Origin of the sequence: Streptomyces sp. NPDC053474 (genome assembly GCF_044544845.1) — a bacterium.
Taxonomy (GTDB): domain Bacteria; phylum Actinomycetota; class Actinomycetes; order Streptomycetales; family Streptomycetaceae; genus Streptomyces.
In genome coordinates this window covers 320,106-337,668 of sequence record NZ_JBITXV010000003.1, presented here as the reverse complement: position 1 = coordinate 337,668, position 17,563 = coordinate 320,106, and the positions used below count along the sequence as shown (strand labels likewise).

At 73.8% G+C, this 17,563-nt stretch carries 14 protein-coding genes; 4 read left to right on the top strand and 10 right to left on the bottom strand.

All coding sequences use genetic code 11. The features are described from left to right. Nucleotides 1–19: 19 nt before the first annotated feature. From ACIG3E_RS08265 to ACIG3E_RS08230, 8 genes are all read right to left on the bottom strand, one after another. Nucleotides 20–1,486, bottom strand: coding sequence for a hypothetical protein (locus ACIG3E_RS08265; RefSeq protein WP_399612794.1), 1,467 nt, complete (start codon nt 1,484–1,486; stop codon nt 20–22). Between the two features lie 313 nt (nt 1,487–1,799). Beyond that, entirely contained in the window at nt 1,800–2,777 is a 978-nt protein-coding gene (locus tag ACIG3E_RS08260; RefSeq protein ID WP_399612792.1) for an N-acetylglucosamine kinase, read from the bottom strand. Then, nucleotides 2,768–4,033 carry a 6-phospho-beta-glucosidase gene (locus ACIG3E_RS08255; protein ID WP_399612789.1) on the bottom strand — a complete coding sequence of 422 codons (1,266 nt, stop codon included), beginning with the start codon at nt 4,031–4,033 and terminating at the stop codon, nt 2,768–2,770. The genes ACIG3E_RS08260 and ACIG3E_RS08255 overlap by 10 nt, the downstream gene beginning before the upstream one ends. A gap of 7 nt (nt 4,034–4,040) precedes the next feature. After that, a complete protein-coding gene (locus ACIG3E_RS08250) occupies nt 4,041–4,952 on the bottom strand; it encodes a carbohydrate ABC transporter permease (protein ID WP_399612788.1) in 912 nt (303 codons plus the stop codon). 5 nt (nt 4,953–4,957) lie between these two features. Continuing rightward, a complete protein-coding gene (locus tag ACIG3E_RS08245; protein ID WP_399612784.1) occupies nt 4,958–5,890 on the bottom strand; it encodes a carbohydrate ABC transporter permease in 933 nt (310 codons plus the stop codon). A gap of 13 nt (nt 5,891–5,903) precedes the next feature. Further along, complete coding sequence (locus tag ACIG3E_RS08240) at nt 5,904–7,244, bottom strand: ABC transporter substrate-binding protein (RefSeq protein WP_399612781.1); 1,341 nt, start codon at nt 7,242–7,244, stop codon at nt 5,904–5,906. 62 nt (nt 7,245–7,306) lie between these two features. Further along, nucleotides 7,307–8,485 carry an ROK family protein gene (locus ACIG3E_RS08235; RefSeq protein ID WP_399612778.1) on the bottom strand — a complete coding sequence of 393 codons (1,179 nt, stop codon included), beginning with the start codon at nt 8,483–8,485 and terminating at the stop codon, nt 7,307–7,309. Nucleotides 8,486–8,759: 274 nt separating this feature from the next. Continuing rightward, nucleotides 8,760–9,842, bottom strand: a complete 1,083-nt coding sequence (locus ACIG3E_RS08230; protein WP_399612777.1) for a mechanosensitive ion channel family protein — start codon at nt 9,840–9,842, stop codon at nt 8,760–8,762. 298 nt (nt 9,843–10,140) lie between these two features. Here ACIG3E_RS08230 and ACIG3E_RS08225 point away from each other — a divergent pair, with 298 nt between their 5' ends. Then, nucleotides 10,141–10,677 carry an HNH endonuclease gene (locus tag ACIG3E_RS08225; protein WP_399612773.1) on the top strand — a complete coding sequence of 179 codons (537 nt, stop codon included), beginning with the start codon at nt 10,141–10,143 and terminating at the stop codon, nt 10,675–10,677. 134 nt (nt 10,678–10,811) lie between these two features. On the opposite strand, the gene ACIG3E_RS08220 is transcribed toward ACIG3E_RS08225, so the two are convergent. After that, the gene (locus tag ACIG3E_RS08220; protein ID WP_399612770.1) at nt 10,812–13,745 is read right to left on the bottom strand and encodes a beta-N-acetylglucosaminidase domain-containing protein; all 2,934 of its coding nucleotides are present in this window, start codon (nt 13,743–13,745) and stop codon (nt 10,812–10,814) included. Nucleotides 13,746–14,230: 485 nt separating this feature from the next. Here ACIG3E_RS08220 and ACIG3E_RS08215 point away from each other — a divergent pair, with 485 nt between their 5' ends. From ACIG3E_RS08215 to ACIG3E_RS08205, 3 genes are read left to right on the top strand one after another with little or no spacing between them, the layout of a single operon-like run. Then, complete coding sequence (locus ACIG3E_RS08215) at nt 14,231–14,467, top strand: hypothetical protein (RefSeq protein ID WP_399612767.1); 237 nt, start codon at nt 14,231–14,233, stop codon at nt 14,465–14,467. 8 nt (nt 14,468–14,475) lie between these two features. Beyond that, complete coding sequence (gene malQ / locus ACIG3E_RS08210; protein WP_399612764.1) at nt 14,476–16,632, top strand: 4-alpha-glucanotransferase; 2,157 nt, start codon at nt 14,476–14,478, stop codon at nt 16,630–16,632. Between the two features lie 48 nt (nt 16,633–16,680). Further along, nucleotides 16,681–16,920 (top strand): hypothetical protein, encoded by a 240-nt coding sequence (locus ACIG3E_RS08205; RefSeq protein ID WP_138959772.1) that lies wholly within the window; start codon nt 16,681–16,683, stop codon nt 16,918–16,920. Nucleotides 16,921–17,006: 86 nt separating this feature from the next. On the opposite strand, the gene ACIG3E_RS08200 is transcribed toward ACIG3E_RS08205, so the two are convergent. Next, the gene (locus ACIG3E_RS08200) at nt 17,007–17,531 is read right to left on the bottom strand and encodes a MarR family winged helix-turn-helix transcriptional regulator (protein ID WP_399612760.1); all 525 of its coding nucleotides are present in this window, start codon (nt 17,529–17,531) and stop codon (nt 17,007–17,009) included. Nucleotides 17,532–17,563: the final 32 nt, after the last annotated feature.

Sequence of the window (17,563 nt, the reverse complement as noted above, 5' to 3'; positions counted from 1 at the left end):
CCCGTCACCCCTGCCCCGCTCACCGGTACTCCGACAGCCTGCGGCCGATGCCGAGCACCGCGCCCGCCGCGCCGAGGACCGCGAGCACGGCGGCGCCGACGGGCAGGCCCGTCATCGCGCCCTTTCCGTCCGCCGCGGCCTGCTGGAACTCGCTCTGCTCGTGGGCGAGCGCCGTGTCGAGGGCGGCGTCCACGTTGTCGAAGGACTCGCCCGTCGACTCGCCCTTGGCGCTCCGGGAGCCGATGACCTTGTCGAGGGCGGCCTCGTAGTAGCCCGCGTCGTCGCTGGCGCGGGCCGACTTGTGCCGGGCCTTCCACTCGCTCACGTTGTCCGCCGCCGCCGCGACGGGGCGCCGTCCCGCGCCGTCGTCGGCGAGCCGGGCCGCCCGCGCGAGCAGCCCGGACCCGCCCGCGAGCCGCCGCATCTGCTGCTGGTAGGCGGTGTCGAACTTGTCCTTGCCGTCCTCGGTCGTCTCCGCGCCCCTGCTGACCAGGGTCAGGTTCTCGTTGCCCCGGGCCTTGAGGGAGCTGATCCGGGCGTCGTTGAGGACGGTCAGGGACCGTACGCCGTCGTCGTACGAGGTGCTGAGGCCGGAGCGGGCCACGGTGTGGCCGACGACGAGCCACAGCAGGGCGACGGCGGCGGCCGTGCTGGCGGCGAGGAGCCCCGCGTTGAACACCCGGTTCGTCCGCCGGTAGTTGCGGCGCTGGGCCCACACGAGCGCGGCCAGGGCCAGGGCGCCGAGGGCCAGCGAGGCCCACGGGTAGGGCTCGGCGTCGGCGTAGTCGTCGTCCAGGCGCTGGTTCTCGGCCTTGTAGAGCTTCTCCGCGGCGGGGAGCATGCGGGTCTGCATGGTGTCGTTGGCGTACCGCAGATAGGCGCCGCCGAGGGGCAGGCCCTGGCGGTTGTTGGCGCGGGCCCGCTCGATCAGGGACGTGTACTGGGGCAGCAGCTTGTTGAGCGCGCTGATCGCCGCGGCCGACGAGCCGTTGCCTCCGGTGCCCGCGTTCGCCGCGGCCGTGGCCAGCTTCTCGCTGGCCCGTTCGATGTCCCGCTGGTAGCGCTCCCTTATGTTCGCGGGCTCCTGGCCGCCGCCCAGGAAGCCGGTCGACGCGGCCGTGTTGGCGTCCGCGAGAGAGCGGTAGATCGCGGCGGCGTCCGCGCTCAGCGGCTGGCTGCGGTGCAGCACGCGGTCCGCGGCGTCCGCGCGCGAGGTGGTCTCCCAGGTGGTGACCGCGCCGAACGCCAGGACCAGGGCGGCGAGGACCGCGCCGATGACGCGGAGCCTGCCCGGCTCCGTGGTGGCCGCCTTGCGCAGGCGCTTGAGGCCCTCCGCCCAGGCGGGCTCGCGTGTGGGGGCCTTGGGCGGTGGCTCCGGCGGAGCGGTGGGCCGTGCGGCGGGCCGCGCGGTGGGCTGCGCCGCGGGCGGTGCCTCGGGTGCTGCTGGCGGGTGTGTCACCTGGGCCTCGACCTCCCCCTTGGTCATCGGGCGTGGCACCGCCGTGTCCTCCCGGTCCCCGGAGGCTGGTCCGTGGGCCTCGGCGGGAAGTGGTGCTCGGGCGCAAGTATCGCCGTCGGGGCGGGGATCCGCACGGGGCTTGGCCCGATCTTGTGCGGATCGCGGTGGGCCGCGCACCTTGGAACACGCGCTCGACCCCACTCCGGTTCCCGCCCCCACCGCTCCCGCGGCGGGTTTTCTCCCACCACCCCCACCCGTGCCACCCCGGCGACCCGGTCCGGCCCCGACCTAGCGGCTTGCACGTCGTCGTGCGGCGGCAGCGCGGGGCTGTGAGCTGAGGTCAGGGAGCGTAGTGGTGGCGGAGGCGGGTGTAGGCCGAGGGTGGGGCCGTGGTGGTGTCCAGGGCTAGGAGGGCCGCGCCCAGGACGGGGGGCTCGGTGACCACGCGGGGGGCGGCCTTGGGGGCGCGCTCGGCGAGCCGGGAGCGGACGCCGTCGTCCAGGAGGCGGTGGCGCGCGGCGAGCACGCTGCCGCCCAGGAGCACCGGAGCCTCCTCCTCCAGCAGATCCAGGCGCCCCAGCGCCACCGCGGCCATGGCGACGATCTCCTCCGCCATCCGCTCCACCAGCCCCCGCGCCACCGCGTCCCCCGCCGCGGCCGTGGCGAAGAGCACGGGCGTCAGCTCGTGCTGGCGCACCGCCTCGATGTGCCCCAGGTGCAGCGCCTCGATGAGCGCGTACATGGAGTCCAGGCCGAAGTGCGCGGGCAGCGCGCGCATCAGCGCGGTGGGCCCGCCGCGCCCGTCCTCGGCGCGGGCCGCGTGCCACAGGGCCTCCTGGGCGAGATGGCCGCCCCCGCCCCAGTCGCCGGAGATCTTGCCGATGGCGGGGAAGCGGGCGGTGCGCCCGTCGGGCAGCATGCCCACGCAGTTGACGCCCGCGCCGCACACCACGGCGACGCCGCGCGGCTCCGCGTCCTCCAGGAGGCCCGCGCGCAGCACCGCGAAGGTGTCGTTGCGCACGTCGACGGTCCCGCCCCAGCCGCGGCGGCGCAGCGCGGCGGCCAACTCCCGCTCCTCGACGGGCAGGTCGGCGTTGGCCAGGCAGGCCGAGACGTGGTCGACGGACGTCAGGCCCGCTTCCCCGAGGGCCCGGCCCACGGCGTCCGCGAGGACGTCCACGGCCGCCTCGACGCCGTCCTGCGGGGGCCGGAATCCGCCGCCGCGGGCCGTGCCGACGACGCTGCCGTCGGCCGCGACCACCGCGACGTCGGTCTTGCTGTTGCCCGCGTCGATGGCGAGCACGGAACTCAGGCCCACGCCAGGTGCTCCCGGTTGTGCGCGACGAGCTTGTCGGTGAGCTGCTCCGCGTACGCGTACTGGCCGACCAGCGGGTGGGCGAGCAGCGCCTTGAAGACGCGGTCGCGGCCGCCGTGCAGGGCCGCGTGCAGCGCCAGGTCCTCGTACGCCGTGACGTTCGCGATCAGGCCGGAGAAGAGCGGGTCGAGCGAGGGGACGGCCAGCGGCGTGGCGCCCTCCTTGCCGACGGAGGCCTGGACCTCGATGACCGCGTCGTCGGGGAGGAAGGGGAGCGTGCCGTTGTTGTAGGTGTTGACCACCTGGTACGGGCTTCCCCCGCCGCCCAGGAGGGACGCCGCGAGGTCCACGGCCGCCTCCGAGTAGAAGGCGCCGCCGCGCTTGGCGAGCAGCTCCGGCTTCTCGTCCAGGGCCGGGTCGCCGTACATCGCCAGCAACTGCCGCTCCATCTCCGCGACCTCGGCCGCCCGGGAGGGCTTGGTGGCCAGCTCCCGTACGACCTCGTCGTGCTGGTAGTAGTAGCGCAGGTAGTAGGAGGGGACGACGCCGAGGCGGTCCACCAGGGTCTGCGGCATGCGCAGGTCGGCCGCGATGGCCTCGCCGTGCTCGGCGAGGAGGCCCGGCAGGACGTTCTCGCCCTCGGGGCCGCCGAGCCGGGCGCCGAGCTCCCAGGTCAGGTGGTTCAGGCCCACGTGGTCCAGGTGCACCTGAGCGGGGTCCACGCCCAGGTGCGCGGCGAACTTCCGCTGGAAGCCGATCGCCACGTTGCACAGGCCGACGGCCTTGTGCCCGGCCTGGAGCAGCGCGCGGGTGACGATGCCGACGGGGTTGGTGAAGTCGATGATCCAGGCGTTGGGGTTGGTGCGGCGGACGCGTTCGGCGATGTCCAGGACCACCGGGACCGTGCGGAGGGCCTTCGCAAGGCCGCCCGCTCCCGTCGTCTCCTGGCCGACGCAGCCGCACTCCAGGGGCCAGGTCTCGTCCTGCTGGCGGGCGGCCTGGCCGCCGACGCGCAGCTGGAGCAGGACCGCGTCGGCGTCGGCGACGCCCGCGTCCACGTCGGACGTGGTGAGGATCCGGCCCGGGTGGCCCTGCTTGGCGAAGATGCGCCGGGCGAGGCCGCCGACGAGTTCGAGGCGCTCCGCCGCCGGGTCGACGAGGACGAGCTCCTCGATCGGCAGGGTGTCCCTCAACCGCGCGAAGCCGTCGATGAGTTCGGGTGTGTAGGTCGAGCCTCCGCCGACCACTGCGAGCTTCATTGCTGAATCAGCCCTTTACTCCGGTGAGGGTGACGCCTTCCACGAAGGCCTTTTGTGCGAAGAAGAAGATGACAATGACCGGAGCCATGACGAGCAGCGTCGCCGCCATGGTCATGTTCCAGTTCACCATGTGGGCGCTCTTGAAGGACTCCAGGCCGTAGCTCAGCGTCCACGAGCCCGGGTCCTGCGCCGCGTAGATCTGCGGGCCGAAGTAGTCGTTCCAGCAGTAGAAGAACTGGAAGAGCGCGATCGCCGCGATGCCCGGCTTGGCCATCGGCACGATGATCGTGAGGAGCGTCCTGAACTCGCCGCAGCCGTCGACGCGCGCCGACTCGATGTACTCCTTGGGGATGGTCAGGAGGAACTGGCGGAGCAGGAAGATCGAGTACGCGTCGCCGAACGCCATCGGGATGATCAGCGGCCACAGCGTGCCGGACAGGTGGAACTGCTGGGCCCACACCAGGTACATCGGGATCACGATGACCTGCGGCGGCAGCATCATCGTGGAGATGACGAGCAGCATCGCGGTGCGGCGGCCGCGGAAGCGGAACTTGGCGAGCGCGTACGCGACGGGGATCGCCGAGCACACGGTGAAGAGCGTGCCGAGGCCCGCGTACAGCAGGGAGTTGCGCCACCAGGTGAGGAAGCCGTCGGTCTCGAAGACGGCCTTGTAGTTCTCCCAGTGCCAGGAGGACGGCCACAGGTCGCCGCTCATCGCCTGGGAGTCGCTCATCACGGACGTCAGGAAGACGAAGACGAACGGCAGGAGGAAGAGCAGCGCGACGGCTATCGCCACGCTGTGCACGGCGATCCAGTGCAGGATCCGCTTGCGGCGGGCGCGGGCGGCCGCCGGGTCGCGCCGCCCCGCGGGCGCGGCGGCCTTCGAGGACGCGGGCGCGCTGAGTGTCGTGGAAGTCATGGGGATCAGTCCTCCGCCGAGAGCAGGCCCGAGCGCTTGCGCATGAGCAGCAGGGTCGCGGCCATGGCGATGGCGAAGAGCACGAGCGAGAGCACGCACGCGGCGCCGGTGTTGAAGTTCTGGAAGCCCATCGAGTAGACGAGCTGCGGGACCGTGAGCGTCGAGTGGTCGGGGTAGCCGGGCTGGATCACCGAGCCGGGGCCGATGTTGACGCCGGAGGCGATCTTCCCGGCGACCAGGGCCTGCGTGTAGTACTGCATGGTCTGTACGACCCCGGTGACCACGGCGAACATCACGATCGGCGTGATCGACGGCCAGGTGACGTACCGGAACTTCGCCCAGGAGCCCGCGCCGTCGAGCTCCGCGGCCTCGTACTGCTCCTTGGGGACGTCGAGCAGCGCCGCCATGAAGATCACCATGAGGTCGCCGATGCCCCACAGGGAGAGCATCACGAGCGACGGCTTGGCCCAGTTCGGGTCGTTGAACCAGGTGGGCGCGTCGACGCCGACCCTGGACAGGATCTCGTTGACCGGTCCCGTGCCGGGGTTGAGCAGGAAGACGAAGGCGACCGTGGCCGCCACCGGCGGGGCCAGATAGGGGATGTAGAACGCGGTCCGGAAGAACCCGACGCCACTCTTGATCTTCGTCACGAGCAGCCCGAGGCCGAGCCCGAAGAGCACGCGCAGGGCCACCATCACGACGACCAGCCACAGCGTGTTCCACAGGGCGGGCCCGAAGAGCGGCATCTGCTCGAACACGTACCGCCAGTTCCGCAGGCCCACGAACGTGGGCTCCTTGATCTGGTTGTAGTGCATGAACGAGAAGTAGACGGTGGCGATCAGCGGGTACGCGAAGAAGACGCTGAAGCCGATCAGCCAGGGGGAGAGGAAGCCGAGCACGCGCAGTCTGCGGCGCGTCGGGGGGGAGAGTGTGGCCATGGCGGGGCCCTCCTCAGTTCTCTGACTGGAGGTTGTCGGCGTCGATCTGGTCGTCGAGTTTCTTCAGGCCCTCGCGCAGGTTCTTCTCGCGGCCCGCCTCGACCCCGTACGAGAAGTCCCCGAACGAGGTGACGTAGGAGTTGCCGTTGGTGGTCGGGGGCAGGGCCCGGCTGTGCTCGCTCCGCAGGATCTTGAAGAAGGTGCGGAAGGTCGGATCGGCGTCCAGCTTCGGGGACCTGAGGGCCGCGAAGGTGGACGGCACGTTGTGGATGGCGTTGGCGAAGTCCACGACCTGGCCGGTGTCGGCGGTCAGGAAGCGCACCAGCTCCCAGGCGGCGTTCTGGTGCTTGCTGCTGTGCGCGATGCCCGCGACGGTGCCCGTGATGAAGCCGCGGCCGTAGGTGTCGGCCTGGTCGTCGGGCACCGGAAGGGGCGCGACGTCCCAGTCGAACTTCGCCTTGGCGTCCTTCAGCATCAGGCCGCGCCACTCGCCGTCCAGGAGCATGGCGAGCTTCTGGGTGAGGAAGGCGTTCTGGCTGGACATCTCGTCGCCGAAGGTCAGGCGGAACTTCTCCAGGTCGGAGAAGCCGCCCTGCGCGTCGATCAGCGCGTTCGTCGTCTTGAAGTAGTCGTACGAGGCGGGCTCCTTCGCGAGCCGCGACGTGCCGTCGGCGTCGAAGTAGCGCGGGCCCCACTGCGCGAAGAGGCGGTCCGGGCTGCCTTGGTACAGGCGGAAGTTGGGCATGTAGCCGACCCGTTCGTACGAGTCCTTGCCCTTGCGCACGGTCAGCTTCTTCGCCGCGGCCTTCAGCTCCGACATGGTGCGCGGCGGGCGCTTGATGCCCGCCTTCGCGAAGAGGTCCTTGTTGTAGTACATGCCGAACGCGTCCGCGAGGAGCGGCAGCGCGCACTGGGTGCCCTCGTAGCTCGTGTAGTCGAGGAGGGTCTTGGGGAACGTCTTCTTCTTGTCGAGGCCGGTCTTCTTCATGAAGGGGTCGAGGTCGACCCACATGCCGGAGTCGCAGTACTGGCCGACGTTGTTGGTGGTGAAGGAGGCCACCACGTCGGGGGCCTCGCCGCCGCCCGCCCTGAGGGCCTGGTTGATGGTGGCGTCGGTGACGTTGCCGGTCGCCTTCACATCGATGTTCGGGTGCAGCTTCTCGAACCGCTCGATGCTCTCGTCGATCGCCTTGACCTCGCCGGACGCCGACCAGCCGTGCCAGAACTTGAGCGTCACGGGCTTGGTCGGATCGTCGTCGTCGCTGCCGGTGCTCGGGTTGGCGCAGCCGGACAGGAGCAGTCCGGCGGCGGCGAGCACGACCGGCACGCGTGCGCGTATGCGCCATCGCGGCATGGCGGACTTCCTTTGCGGGAGGGGGCGGGGAGCGGACGGGGGAGCGGGGGGTCCGGCGCGGCTCAGGCCGTGTCGAAGAGGGTGTCGCGGGCCTGGGTGAGGGCCGTGCGCAGGGCGCCGGTGAGGATCGGGTCGCCGTCGAGGTCGCTGATGCGCAGGAGCGGGCGCGGCAGGGCGAGGCCGGTCAGCTCCTCCTTGACGCGCAGGCGCAGCGCCTCGCCGCCCGCCTGGGCCACCTGGCCGGACAGGACGACGAGTTCGGGGTCGACGACCGCGACGACGGCGGCGATGCCGGTGGCGATGTGCCGGGCCAGGTCGTCGCGCACGGCGGCGTCGGCGAGCGCCTCGGGGAGCGGCTTGCCGCCCGCGCGCTCGCGGACCACGGCACCGGCGACGAGGCTCTCGAAGCCGCCCCGGTACGAGCTGGGCGTCCCGTCGGGGCCGCGCAGCAGCGGGGCGCCCGGCACCGGCATGTAGCCGATCTCGCCCGCGCCGCCGGTCGCGCCGCGCAGCAGGGTGCCGCCGAGGACGATCGCGGCGCCCACGCCCTCGTCGAGCCAGGCCAGCACGAAGTCGTCGTGGTCCTGGGCCGCGCCCTCGTACTGCTCGGCGATGGCGGCGAGGTTCACGTCGTTCTCGATGGTGACCGGGGTGCCGAGGACCTCGGCGAGCTCGGCGCGCAGGGTGCGCGAGTGCCAGCCGGGCAGGTGCGGGGCGTAGCGGAGGCGGCCGTCGTGCGGGTCGATGGCGCCGGGCGTGCCGATGACGGTGGCGCGCAGGTCGTCGTGGCCGAGCCCGGCCTGGGCGAGCGCCCCGTCCACGGCCTCGGCGACGAGCTGGGCGGTGCGGTGGCGCACGTCCTCGGCGATGGCGTCGGCCTCGATGCGGAAGCGGCCCACCTCGCGTCCGGTGATGTCGGCGACCAGGGCGGTGAGCCCAGTGGGGTCGGCGGACAGGGCGGCGACGTGGCCGACGGTGGGGTCGATCTCGTACAGGACGGCGTTGGGGCCTGGACGGCCGCTCTGTCTGCCCGTGGTGCGGACCAGGCCCGCGCTCTCCAGGCGGCTGAGCAGCTGCGAGGTGGTGGGCTTGGACAGGCCGGTGAGCTCGCCGATGCGGGTGCGGGTGAGCGGCCCGTGGGCGGCGAGCAGGTCGAGCGCGGCGCGGTCGTTCATGGCGCGGAGCACGCGGGGCGTGCCCGGAACGCCGGGCGACCCGTTGGACGGGGTGGTTCCGGCCATCGCTGACGACACCTGCCCTTCGGTGACCTGCCTCCCCACGTCACTGTTAGGAAGGCTTCCTATTGGTTGCGAGGAACGTAAGCCGCCGTGAAGGACCCGTCAAGAGTGGGCGGCGCGGGGGCAACCAAGTCGTTACCTGCGGAAGATCCACCGGGGCGCACCCGCGGACCGCGGACGCCGAAGGGGGCGCCCGGCCGGTGCCGGGCGCCCCCAAGGGCGGTGCAAAAGGGTGTCCGAAAACAGCCCGAGGGGCTCCCGCGACGGAGCCCGACGGCTACTTCGACAGGTTCGGCGGCGGCGGTATCGGCGACGCCGTCAGCGACTGCGGGGACGTCGTCGAGGCGTACGCGGACGGTGCCGCCATGCCCGCCGTCGGGTCGGCGGCGGGCGCCTCCTCCGGCGGCAGCGGAAGGCCGCCCACGATGCGGATGCCCTCCTCGTCGAAGGCCCGCTTGATCCGCCAGCGCAGCTCGCGCTCCACGCCGAGCGACTTGCCCGGCATCGTCTTCGCCGAGACCCGCACCACCATCTGGTCCAGCAGCACGCTGTCCAGGCCGAGCACCTCGACCGGGCCCCACAGCTGTTCGTTCCAGGGCTCGTCCTTGCCGATCCGCTCGCCGACCTCGCCGAGCACCCGCTTGACCTTGTCCAGGTCCTCGTCGGAGCGCACGGTCACGTCGACCCCGGCCGTCGACCAGCCCTGGGAGAGGTTGCCGATGCGCTTGACCTCGCCGTTGCGCACGTACCAGATCTCACCGGCGTCGCCGCGCAGCTTGGTGACGCGCAGGCCCACCTCGACGACCTCGCCGGAGGCCACCCCGGCGTCGATGGAGTCACCCACGCCGTACTGGTCCTCCAGGATCATGAAGACGCCGGAGAGGAAGTCGGTGACCAGGTTGCGCGCGCCGAAGCCGATCGCGACGCCCGCCACACCGGCCGAGGCGAGCAGCGGCGCGAGGTTGATCTCGAAGGTGCTGAGCACCATGAGCGCGGCCGTGCCGAGGATCAGGAACGACGCCACCGAGCGCAGCACGGACCCGATGGCCTGCGACCGCTGCCGCCGCCGCTCCACATTGACCAGGAGCCCGCCGAGCGCGGTGCCGTCCACGGCCTGGGCCGTGCGGTTCATCCGGTCGATGAACTTGGTGATGGTGCGCCGCACGAGCACTCTGAGGACCATCGCGATCACGACGATCAGCAGGATGCGGAGCCCGATGGCGAGCCACGTCGACCAGTTCTCCTCGACCCAGCTCGCGGCGTTCTGAGCGCTCTCGTGCGCGTCGTCGAGCGTGACGGGCTTCGGTGACTTCGTCGGGTCCGGGTCCGTCCCGGCGGCCGAGAGCACGGACAGGAACACGGCGGGTACCTCCAGGCATAGCGGTCTGCCCAGGAGAAGCGCCGGGCAGACCCACCACACTAACGGGGCATTGTGTGGGGATCGTTGTCATGTTCGAAGGAGGCCGGGTGATCACCCGGTGACCTGCGGCAGCTCAGCGGTGGGAACACGTGTCATCAGCGGTGCCGGAGGGGTGTGGTTGAAAACACTTCAAGGCCGTTACCGGGACATGGTGGCGCTACGACCAGGCATGAGGGGAAACTGGTCCACAGATCGTCCCGGCGCGAGCCACGCGCCGCCGGCGTACAAGGAGGCCTCCGTGCCGCATGTCCTGGTCCTCAACGCGTCGTACGAGCCCCTTGGCGTCGTACCGCTCCGCCGCGCGCTCATCCTCGTCCTGGAGAACAAGGCACTCTGCCTCGAGGAGTCCGGCGCCTTCATGCACAGCGCGACCCGCACCATCCCCGCACCCAGCGTGGTCCGGCTCAAGCGGTTCGTGCGGGTCCCTTACCGGGGGCCCGTTCCTCTGACGCGACGCGCGCTGTTCGCCCGTGACGGCGGCCGGTGCGTGTACTGCGGTGGCGTCGCAACCAGCGTCGACCACGTCATTCCGCGCAGCCGCGGCGGCCAGCACGTCTGGGACAACGTGGTGGCGTCCTGCCGCCGCTGCAACCACGTGAAGGCCGACCGGCACCTGATGGAGCTCGGCTGGCGCCTGCGCCACAAGCCCGCCCCGCCCACAGGTCTCGCCTGGCGCATCATCGGCACCGGGCATAGGGACCCGCGCTGGCTGCCGTACCTGCAGCCGTTCGGCGCGGACGACGCGATGGCCCGGATCGACGGCATCTCCGCCTAGGGGACCGGATCGGTCCGGGCCTTTTCGTCGTGGCCGCGACGCCGCACGGCCAGGATGTGCGGCGCCGCGGCTACGACGACCTCGTGGCTACGACGACGACCTCGTGGTTACGAGGACGGGCCGGGCCCCGGGGCTCAGCCCGCCACCGGACGCTCGGCCACGGCGTAGGCCTCCACCGACCACAGCGAGTAGCCGAAGCGCGTCGCCCGCCGATCGCCCTGCACCCGGACGAAGCGGGTGCCCGGCGCGTCCATGCGGACCGACTCGCGCCCGCCGCGCCCGTCCCGCACGGTGGCGGCCGTGCGCCAGGTCCTGCCGTCGGCCGACGTCTGGATCCGGTACGCGGCGGCGTACGCGTCCTGCCAGCGCAGCACCACCTGGCCCAGGCGCACCGGACCGGCCAGCTCTAGCTGCCACCAGGCGCCGTCCTCGGGCGGTGAGGACCAGCGGGTGGCGGCGTCCCCGTCCAGGGCGGCCGAGGCCGGGAAGCGCGCCGTCTCGTCGCCCGAGGACGACGCCCGCGCCCCGCGCGCCAGGTCCGGGCCGCCGGTGCGGGGATAGGCCCGCACCGCCACCGTCCGCGTCCCGCCCGCGAAGGACACCGGGATCTCGTACGTCCCCGCGCGCGTGCCCGTGGGCACGGTCACGTCGAGCGGCACCTCGACCCGCGTGCCGCGCGGCAGCGCCGTCGCCTCCGGGACGCGCACCTGGATGCCTCCGGGCGCCCGCGCCTCAAGACGCCCGTGCACGGGGCCGGGGCGGCGCGGGAGCAGCCGGGCCGTCAGCCGGGCGGGGGCGCCGCCGATCTCCGCGTCCGCCTCGGCGCGGGTCAGCGTGAGGCGGGCCGCGGGGCCGTCGGCGAACCAGGGCGCCAGGTGCGCGACCGTGCCGCCGGACGCGGTGACCCGTACGGCGTCGGCGCGCAGGCCCGGCTCCGGGCGGGCCTCGGTGAACCCGGAGGCGGAGAGCCCGGCCAGGCGGCGCCAGCCCGCGCCCGGCACGTGGGCCTCCAGCACGCCCCGGGTGCCGGGGTCCGTCAGGGCCGTCACGGCGGCCAGCGCCCGGGCCCGGCCCCAGCGGGCCTCGGGCCCGTCAGCCGCGTGCGGGCCGTCGAGCCCCGCCCACCGCCCGTACGCCCGCTCGACGCGGTCCAGGAACGGGTCGAGGACGCCCGCCCCGACCGTCACGCCGCCGGACCGCAGCTCCGCGCGGAGCCCGCGCAGGGCCCGGGCCGCGCGCCAGGCGGTCGCGCCGTCGTCGTGGGCGGTCGCCGACAGCAGGGCGACGGCCGTCTCGCCCGCCGCGCCGTAGCGCGCCAACTGCGCGGACCAGGGCGCCACTTCGCGGCCCACCTCCGTCCCGGCGAGGTGTTCGGGCGCCGCGCGCATGACGGCGAAGGCGGACCGCAGCTCCTGTGCCGCGGCCTCGGCGCGGACCGGGTCGGGCGTCGTGCGCGCCGCCCAGAACGCCCGCAGCAGGGGCCGCAGATAGGCCGACTCCTCGGCGCCGAGGACGGACGAGGCGTCGTTCCCCGCGAGGGCCCGCAGCGCGCCGCGCGCCCGCGCGTCCCCGCCCGCCAGGTCGTCGATCGCCGCGAGCCAGGACGCGTGGGGCCGGTAGCCGCGCGGGTTCCAGGCGTAGTCGGCGGCCGTGAACAGCGGGATGCGGGACGCGGCGGGCTGCTCCATGGCGTTGCCGAGCAGGCCCGCCGAGCCCTGCGCCACGGCGGGCTCGCGGCCTGTGTAGGGGCCGAGGAAGACGCGGTCCCGCGCGAAGTCGTTCACCGGGTAGTTGTCCATCGTGACGAGCGGATGCGCGCCGAACGCCTCGCGCGCGCCCGCCAGTTCACGGCCCGTGATGGTGCGCGGCACGACGCCCACACCCGTCCACGCCACCTCCACCCCGCCGTCCAGGTGCCGCGCGAGGGCATCGCGGTACGCGGTCGAGCCGTCCTGGAAGTACTCGGTCGGCATCAGGGACAGCGGTCGTGCCCCGGGGTGCCGGGCGGCGAGGTGCCGGGACAGGGCGTTCGCGACCCGGGCCTGCGCCCGGGCCGCGGCGCGCGGGCCCGAGCCGAAGGCGTCCGCGTCCTCGGCGCAGTGCCACTCGCTGTAGCTCACGTCCTGGAACTGGAGCTGGAAGGCGCGGAAGCCCAGCGCCCACATGGCGTCCACCTTGCGGGCGAGGTCCCGCACGTCCCGGTCCGACGACAGGCACATGCCCTGGCCGGGGGCGACCGCCCAGGCGAGCGTCACGTGGTTGCGGGCGGCCCGCTCGGCGAGCGCGCGGAAGTCGGTCCGCTGCGCCGCCGGGTACGGCTCGCGCCAGCGGGCCTGGCGGTACAGGTCGTCGCCCGGCGCGTACAGATACCGGTTCTGCTTCGTCCGGCCCATGAAGTCCAGCTGGGCCAGGCGCTGTTCGCGCGTCCAGGGCGTGCCGTAGAAACCCTCGGTCAGGCCGCGCACCGGGGCCGCGGGCCAGTCGCGGACGCGGACGCCGGGGATCAGCCGGGCCCGGGCGTCCGTCAGTTGCCGCAGCGTCTGCACCGCGTGGAAGAGGCCGTCCGGGCCGACGCCGTCCAGGGCCACGGTGCCGCGGCCCGCGACCTGGCCCACCGCGAGGCGGTAGCCGCCCGGGGGCAGGCCGGTGCGCGGCCGGGCGCCGAGCGCGCGCAGTGCCTCGGCCGCGCCGGTGCCTCCGGCGTGGATCACCAGGTGCGTGCCGGGTGGGGGCGGGGTGCCGTCGCGCACCTCGGTGAACTGCCGTGCGCCCGCGGCGCGCAGGAGGCCGCGCAGGGCGTCCAGGGCGTGCGGGTCGGCGTCCCCGTCGGCGACCAGGACGACCGCGTCGCCGACGGGGACCGGGGCGGTGGCCGTGGACTCCAGGTCGTGGGGGCGGGGCCACACCTGTGGGGGCTCGGCGGGGGTCCGCTCCGCATCCGTACGGGGGCCGCCCGGGGGTGGTGGGGTGGCGAGGGCCGGTTCCGTGAGGGCGGTGGTGGTGCCCAGGGTGCTCGCGATGACGGCCGCGGCGATGGTGGCCGCGCCCTTCCTGCCCCGCAGTCGCACGGCCTCCTCCTCGTCACTGTCGTCGCACGGACGGTCACGTAGAGCACTGAGCCCACCATTGCCGCGGGGCGGGTGTCAACGCCGGGGGCTCCGCCCCCGTTTTCGGCGCTTCGCGCCTCGTCCTCAAACGCCGGACGGGCTGAAAGATCTCGGTGCGGGCCGGATGCATTCCGCGCGTCCGCAGACGAGATCCGGTCCGCACCGGCAACCATCCAGCCCGTCGAGGGGGTACCCCCTGCTCCTTAAGAGCTTGGGGGAGTTTGAGGACGAGCGCGCCAGCGCGATGAAGGGCGGGGTGCCAGGGGCGGCCAGCCCCTGGTTCGGGAAGGGGTGGGATTGGGGGCTCCCGGCAGGGCTGCTGTGACCAGCGTCACCTTCGTGGGTCGTTTGCGTCTGTGGTGCGGCGCAGTGGGTATGCCCCCGGGAACCGAAGCCCGCGAAATCCCTCGCGCATCCGCGCCCACCCGCGAAACAAGGAGCGTCCCGTGCCCCCTTCGGCGCATCTTCTCCCGTCCGGCCTCCCCCCGGAGGTCTCGCACCCGGACTCAGGACTCGAAGGATCCGGCTCCTGCGGCTGCCTGGAGCCGCCCCTGACCAGCGAGCCCCCGCTCGCCGACGCCGCGCCGCTGACCAGTGAGCCGCCGCTCACCGACGCCGCGCCCCTGACCAGCGAGCCGACCTCCACGGGCACGGCCGCGGGCCTGGACCCGGCCGGGATCTAGGGCGCGGGGTGACCCTGGCCCGGCTCGCCGCCCTGCACGGCGTGGCCGCCTCCTACTCCCCGTCCCCGGGCCGCACGGTCCAGGCCTCCGACGCGGCGCTCGTCGCCGCGCTCGCCGCACTCGACGTCGACGCGAGTACGCCGGACGCGCTGGGCGCGGCCCTCGCGGAGCGCGAACGGGCCCTGCGGGAAAGGCTGTTGCCCCCGACCCTGGTCCACTGGCGCGCACCGGAAGGCGGGCGGGAGGAGTTGCCGAAGGACGACACCGCCCCCGAAGCGCTCCGCGCGCTGCCCGCCCGCACCCGCCTGAACCTCCGCACCGAGCAGGGCGACACGCTCACCTGGGACGCCCCGTCGCCGCCCCCGCACCTGCCGCTGGGCGCCCACTGGCTGCGCGCCACCACCCCGGACGGGGCCGTCGCCGAGGCGCACCTCCTCGTCGCCCCGAGCCGCGCGCCCGAGCCACGCGGGCGGGCGTACGGCTTCCTCGTCCAGCTGTACTCGCTCCTTAGCCGCCGCTCCTGGGGCATGGGCGACCTGGGGGACCTGGCGGAGCTCGCGGCCTGGGCGGGCCGCTCGGTGGGCGCGGGCTTCGTCCAGGTGAATCCGTTGCACGCGGCGGTGCCCGCGCCGCCCGGCGGCAGCAGCGACCCCTCGCCGTACCGGCCGTCCTCGCGCCGCTTCCCCGACCCCGTGCACGTACGGGTGGAGGACGTACCGGAGTTCGCGCGGCTGCGCGGCGCGGCGCGGCAGCGGGCGGGCGCCCTGCTCGAACGCGCCGACGGGCTGCGGCGCGCGGTGCTGCGGGACGGGTGCCTCATCGACCGCGACGCGGTGTGGGCGGCCAAGGCCGAGGCGCTCGAACTGGCCGCGCGGGTGCCGCTCGGCCCCGGCCGCTGCGCCGCGTACAGCGACTTCCTCGCCGAGCGCGGCGAGGCCCTGGAGGCGCACGCCACCTGGTGCGCGCTCGCCGAGCGGCACGGACCCGACTGGCACGCCTGGCCCGCGCCCCTGCGCGACCCGGACAGTCGCGAAACCGCCCGCGCCCGCGCCGAGTTGATGGACCGCGTCGACTTCCACGAGCGCCTGGCCTGGTACGTCGACGAGCAACTGGCCGCGGCGCAGCGGGCCGCGCGGGACGCGGGCATGGGCATCGGTCTCGTCCACGACCTGGCGGTGGGCGTGCACCCGGACGGCGCCGACGCCTGGGCGCAGCGGCGCTTCTTCGCGGCGGGCATGTCGACGGGCGCGCCCCCGGACGCCTTCAACGCCCATGGCCAGGACTGGAACCTGCCCCCGTGGCGCCCCGACCGGCTCGCGGAGTCCGGGTACGCGCCGTTCCGCGAGCTCCTGCGCGCGGCGCTGCGGCACGCGGGCGCGGTGCGCGTCGACCATGTGATGGGCCTGTTCCGGCTGTGGTGGGTGCCCGAGGGCCGCCCGCCCACGGAGGGCACGTACGTGCGGTACGACGCCGAGGCGATGCTCGCCGCCCTCGTCCTGGAGGCGCACCGCGCGGACGCGCTTGTCATCGGCGAGGACCTCGGCACCGTCGAGCCGGGCGTGCGCGAGGCGCTGCGCGAGCGCGGGGTGCTCGGCACGTCGGTGCTCTGGTTCGAGCGGGACTGGGCCGGGGAGGGGGCCGGGTCCGGCAAGGTGCTGCCGCCCGCGCGGTGGCGCGCGGACTGTCTCGCCACCGCCACCACCCACGACCTGCCGCCCACGGCGGCCCGCGTCACCGGCGAGCACGTCACGCTCCGCCACGACCTGGGCCTGCTGACCCGGCCGCTGGCCGCCGAGCGCGCCGAGGCCGCGGCCGACGTGCGCGAATGGCTGGCGCTCGCCGCCCGGCTCGGGCTGCTGCGCGGCGGCGCCGGACACGAGGAGGACGAGGTGCGCGCGGTGCACCGGCTGCTGCTCGCGACCCCGGCCCGGCTGATCGGGGTCTGGCTGCCGGACGCGGTCGGGGACCGCCGCCCGCAGAACCTGCCGGGCACCTTGGACGCGTATCCCAACTGGCGGCTGCCCATCGCCGACGCCGCCGGGCGCCCGGTGTCCCTGGAGGACCTGACGGCCTCGCCCCGGCTGCACGCGCTGCTCGACGTCTTCCGGGAGTTCCGGGGCGCCCGCACCGGCGGGGCCTGCCGGGGCCCGGGCGCGGTCCCCTGATGGCACCCCGGGCGCGCGGCCCGCGGAGCCGTTCGCTAGTTTGGCATCGTGGACAAGAAGAACGCCCTGCGCGCCGGTGCCGTTGCCACCGGTACGACGCTGATGATGCTGCTCATGTCGTCCCCCGCGCTCGCGCTCACCCGCGACGACGGCGACGACCCGGCTCCCAAGCTGAGCGTGGCGGAGACGCTCGGGCTGTACGTGGCGGCACCGATCGTCCTCTTCCTGGTGATCGCGGGTCTGGTCATGGTGGGTGACAAGTCCCGCAAGCAGCAGAAGCAGGGCTGATCCGCCCCCTTTTCTGACGCCGAGGGCGCCCCTCGGCGGCGTACACGGAGAACGTGTACGCCGCCGGAGGGCGCCCTCGTGCGTGTTCAGGCGGGTGCGGCGCCCGCGAGCAGCTTCCTGAGCAGGTCGGCGAGCTGGGCTGTCTCCTTCTCGTCGAGCCCGGCGGCGCCGAGTGCCGCGCGCTGCGCCTCAAGCCCGGCCACGACGGCCCGGTCGACGAGCTCGCGCCCCGCGTCGGTCAGCGTGACCTGGAGTCCGCGCCGGTCGTTCGGATCGGGCGAGCGGCGCAGCAGGCCCGCCCGCTCCAGCTTGTCGAGGCGCCCCGTCATGCCGCCGGTGGTCAGCATCAGCGTGGCGGAGAGCTGCCGGGGCGAGAGCGTGTACGGCTCGCCGTGCCGGCGCAGCGTGGCGATGACGTCGAACTCGCCCCGGGTGGTGCCGACTTCGCGGTAGGCCTTCTCGACGCGGTCGCCGACCGCCTGCGCCACGCGGTACACGCGGCCGTAGATCTCCATGGGGGTCGTCTCCAGTTCGGGCCTGACCGAGGCCCACTGATCGATGATCGCGTCGACGGCGTCGGCATCGACGTGCGGAGTGTCCGGGGAGTGCATGGGGGAAGTATCGGCCCCCGCTCTAGAAGCTT

Coding starts and splice junctions, on each gene's coding strand:
- ACIG3E_RS08240 (WP_399612781.1), bottom strand. CDS start 7,244: ATGCCGCGATGGCGCATACGCGCACGCGTGCCGGTCGTGCTCGCCGCC.
- ACIG3E_RS08200 (WP_399612760.1), bottom strand. CDS start 17,531: ATGCACTCCCCGGACACTCCGCACGTCGATGCCGACGCCGTCGACGCG.
- ACIG3E_RS08255 (WP_399612789.1), bottom strand. CDS start 4,033: ATGAAGCTCGCAGTGGTCGGCGGAGGCTCGACCTACACACCCGAACTC.
- ACIG3E_RS08245 (WP_399612784.1), bottom strand. CDS start 5,890: ATGGCCACACTCTCCCCCCCGACGCGCCGCAGACTGCGCGTGCTCGGC.
- ACIG3E_RS08235 (WP_399612778.1), bottom strand. CDS start 8,485: ATGGCCGGAACCACCCCGTCCAACGGGTCGCCCGGCGTTCCGGGCACG.
- ACIG3E_RS08250 (WP_399612788.1), bottom strand. CDS start 4,952: ATGACTTCCACGACACTCAGCGCGCCCGCGTCCTCGAAGGCCGCCGCG.
- ACIG3E_RS08265 (WP_399612794.1), bottom strand. CDS start 1,486: ATGACCAAGGGGGAGGTCGAGGCCCAGGTGACACACCCGCCAGCAGCA.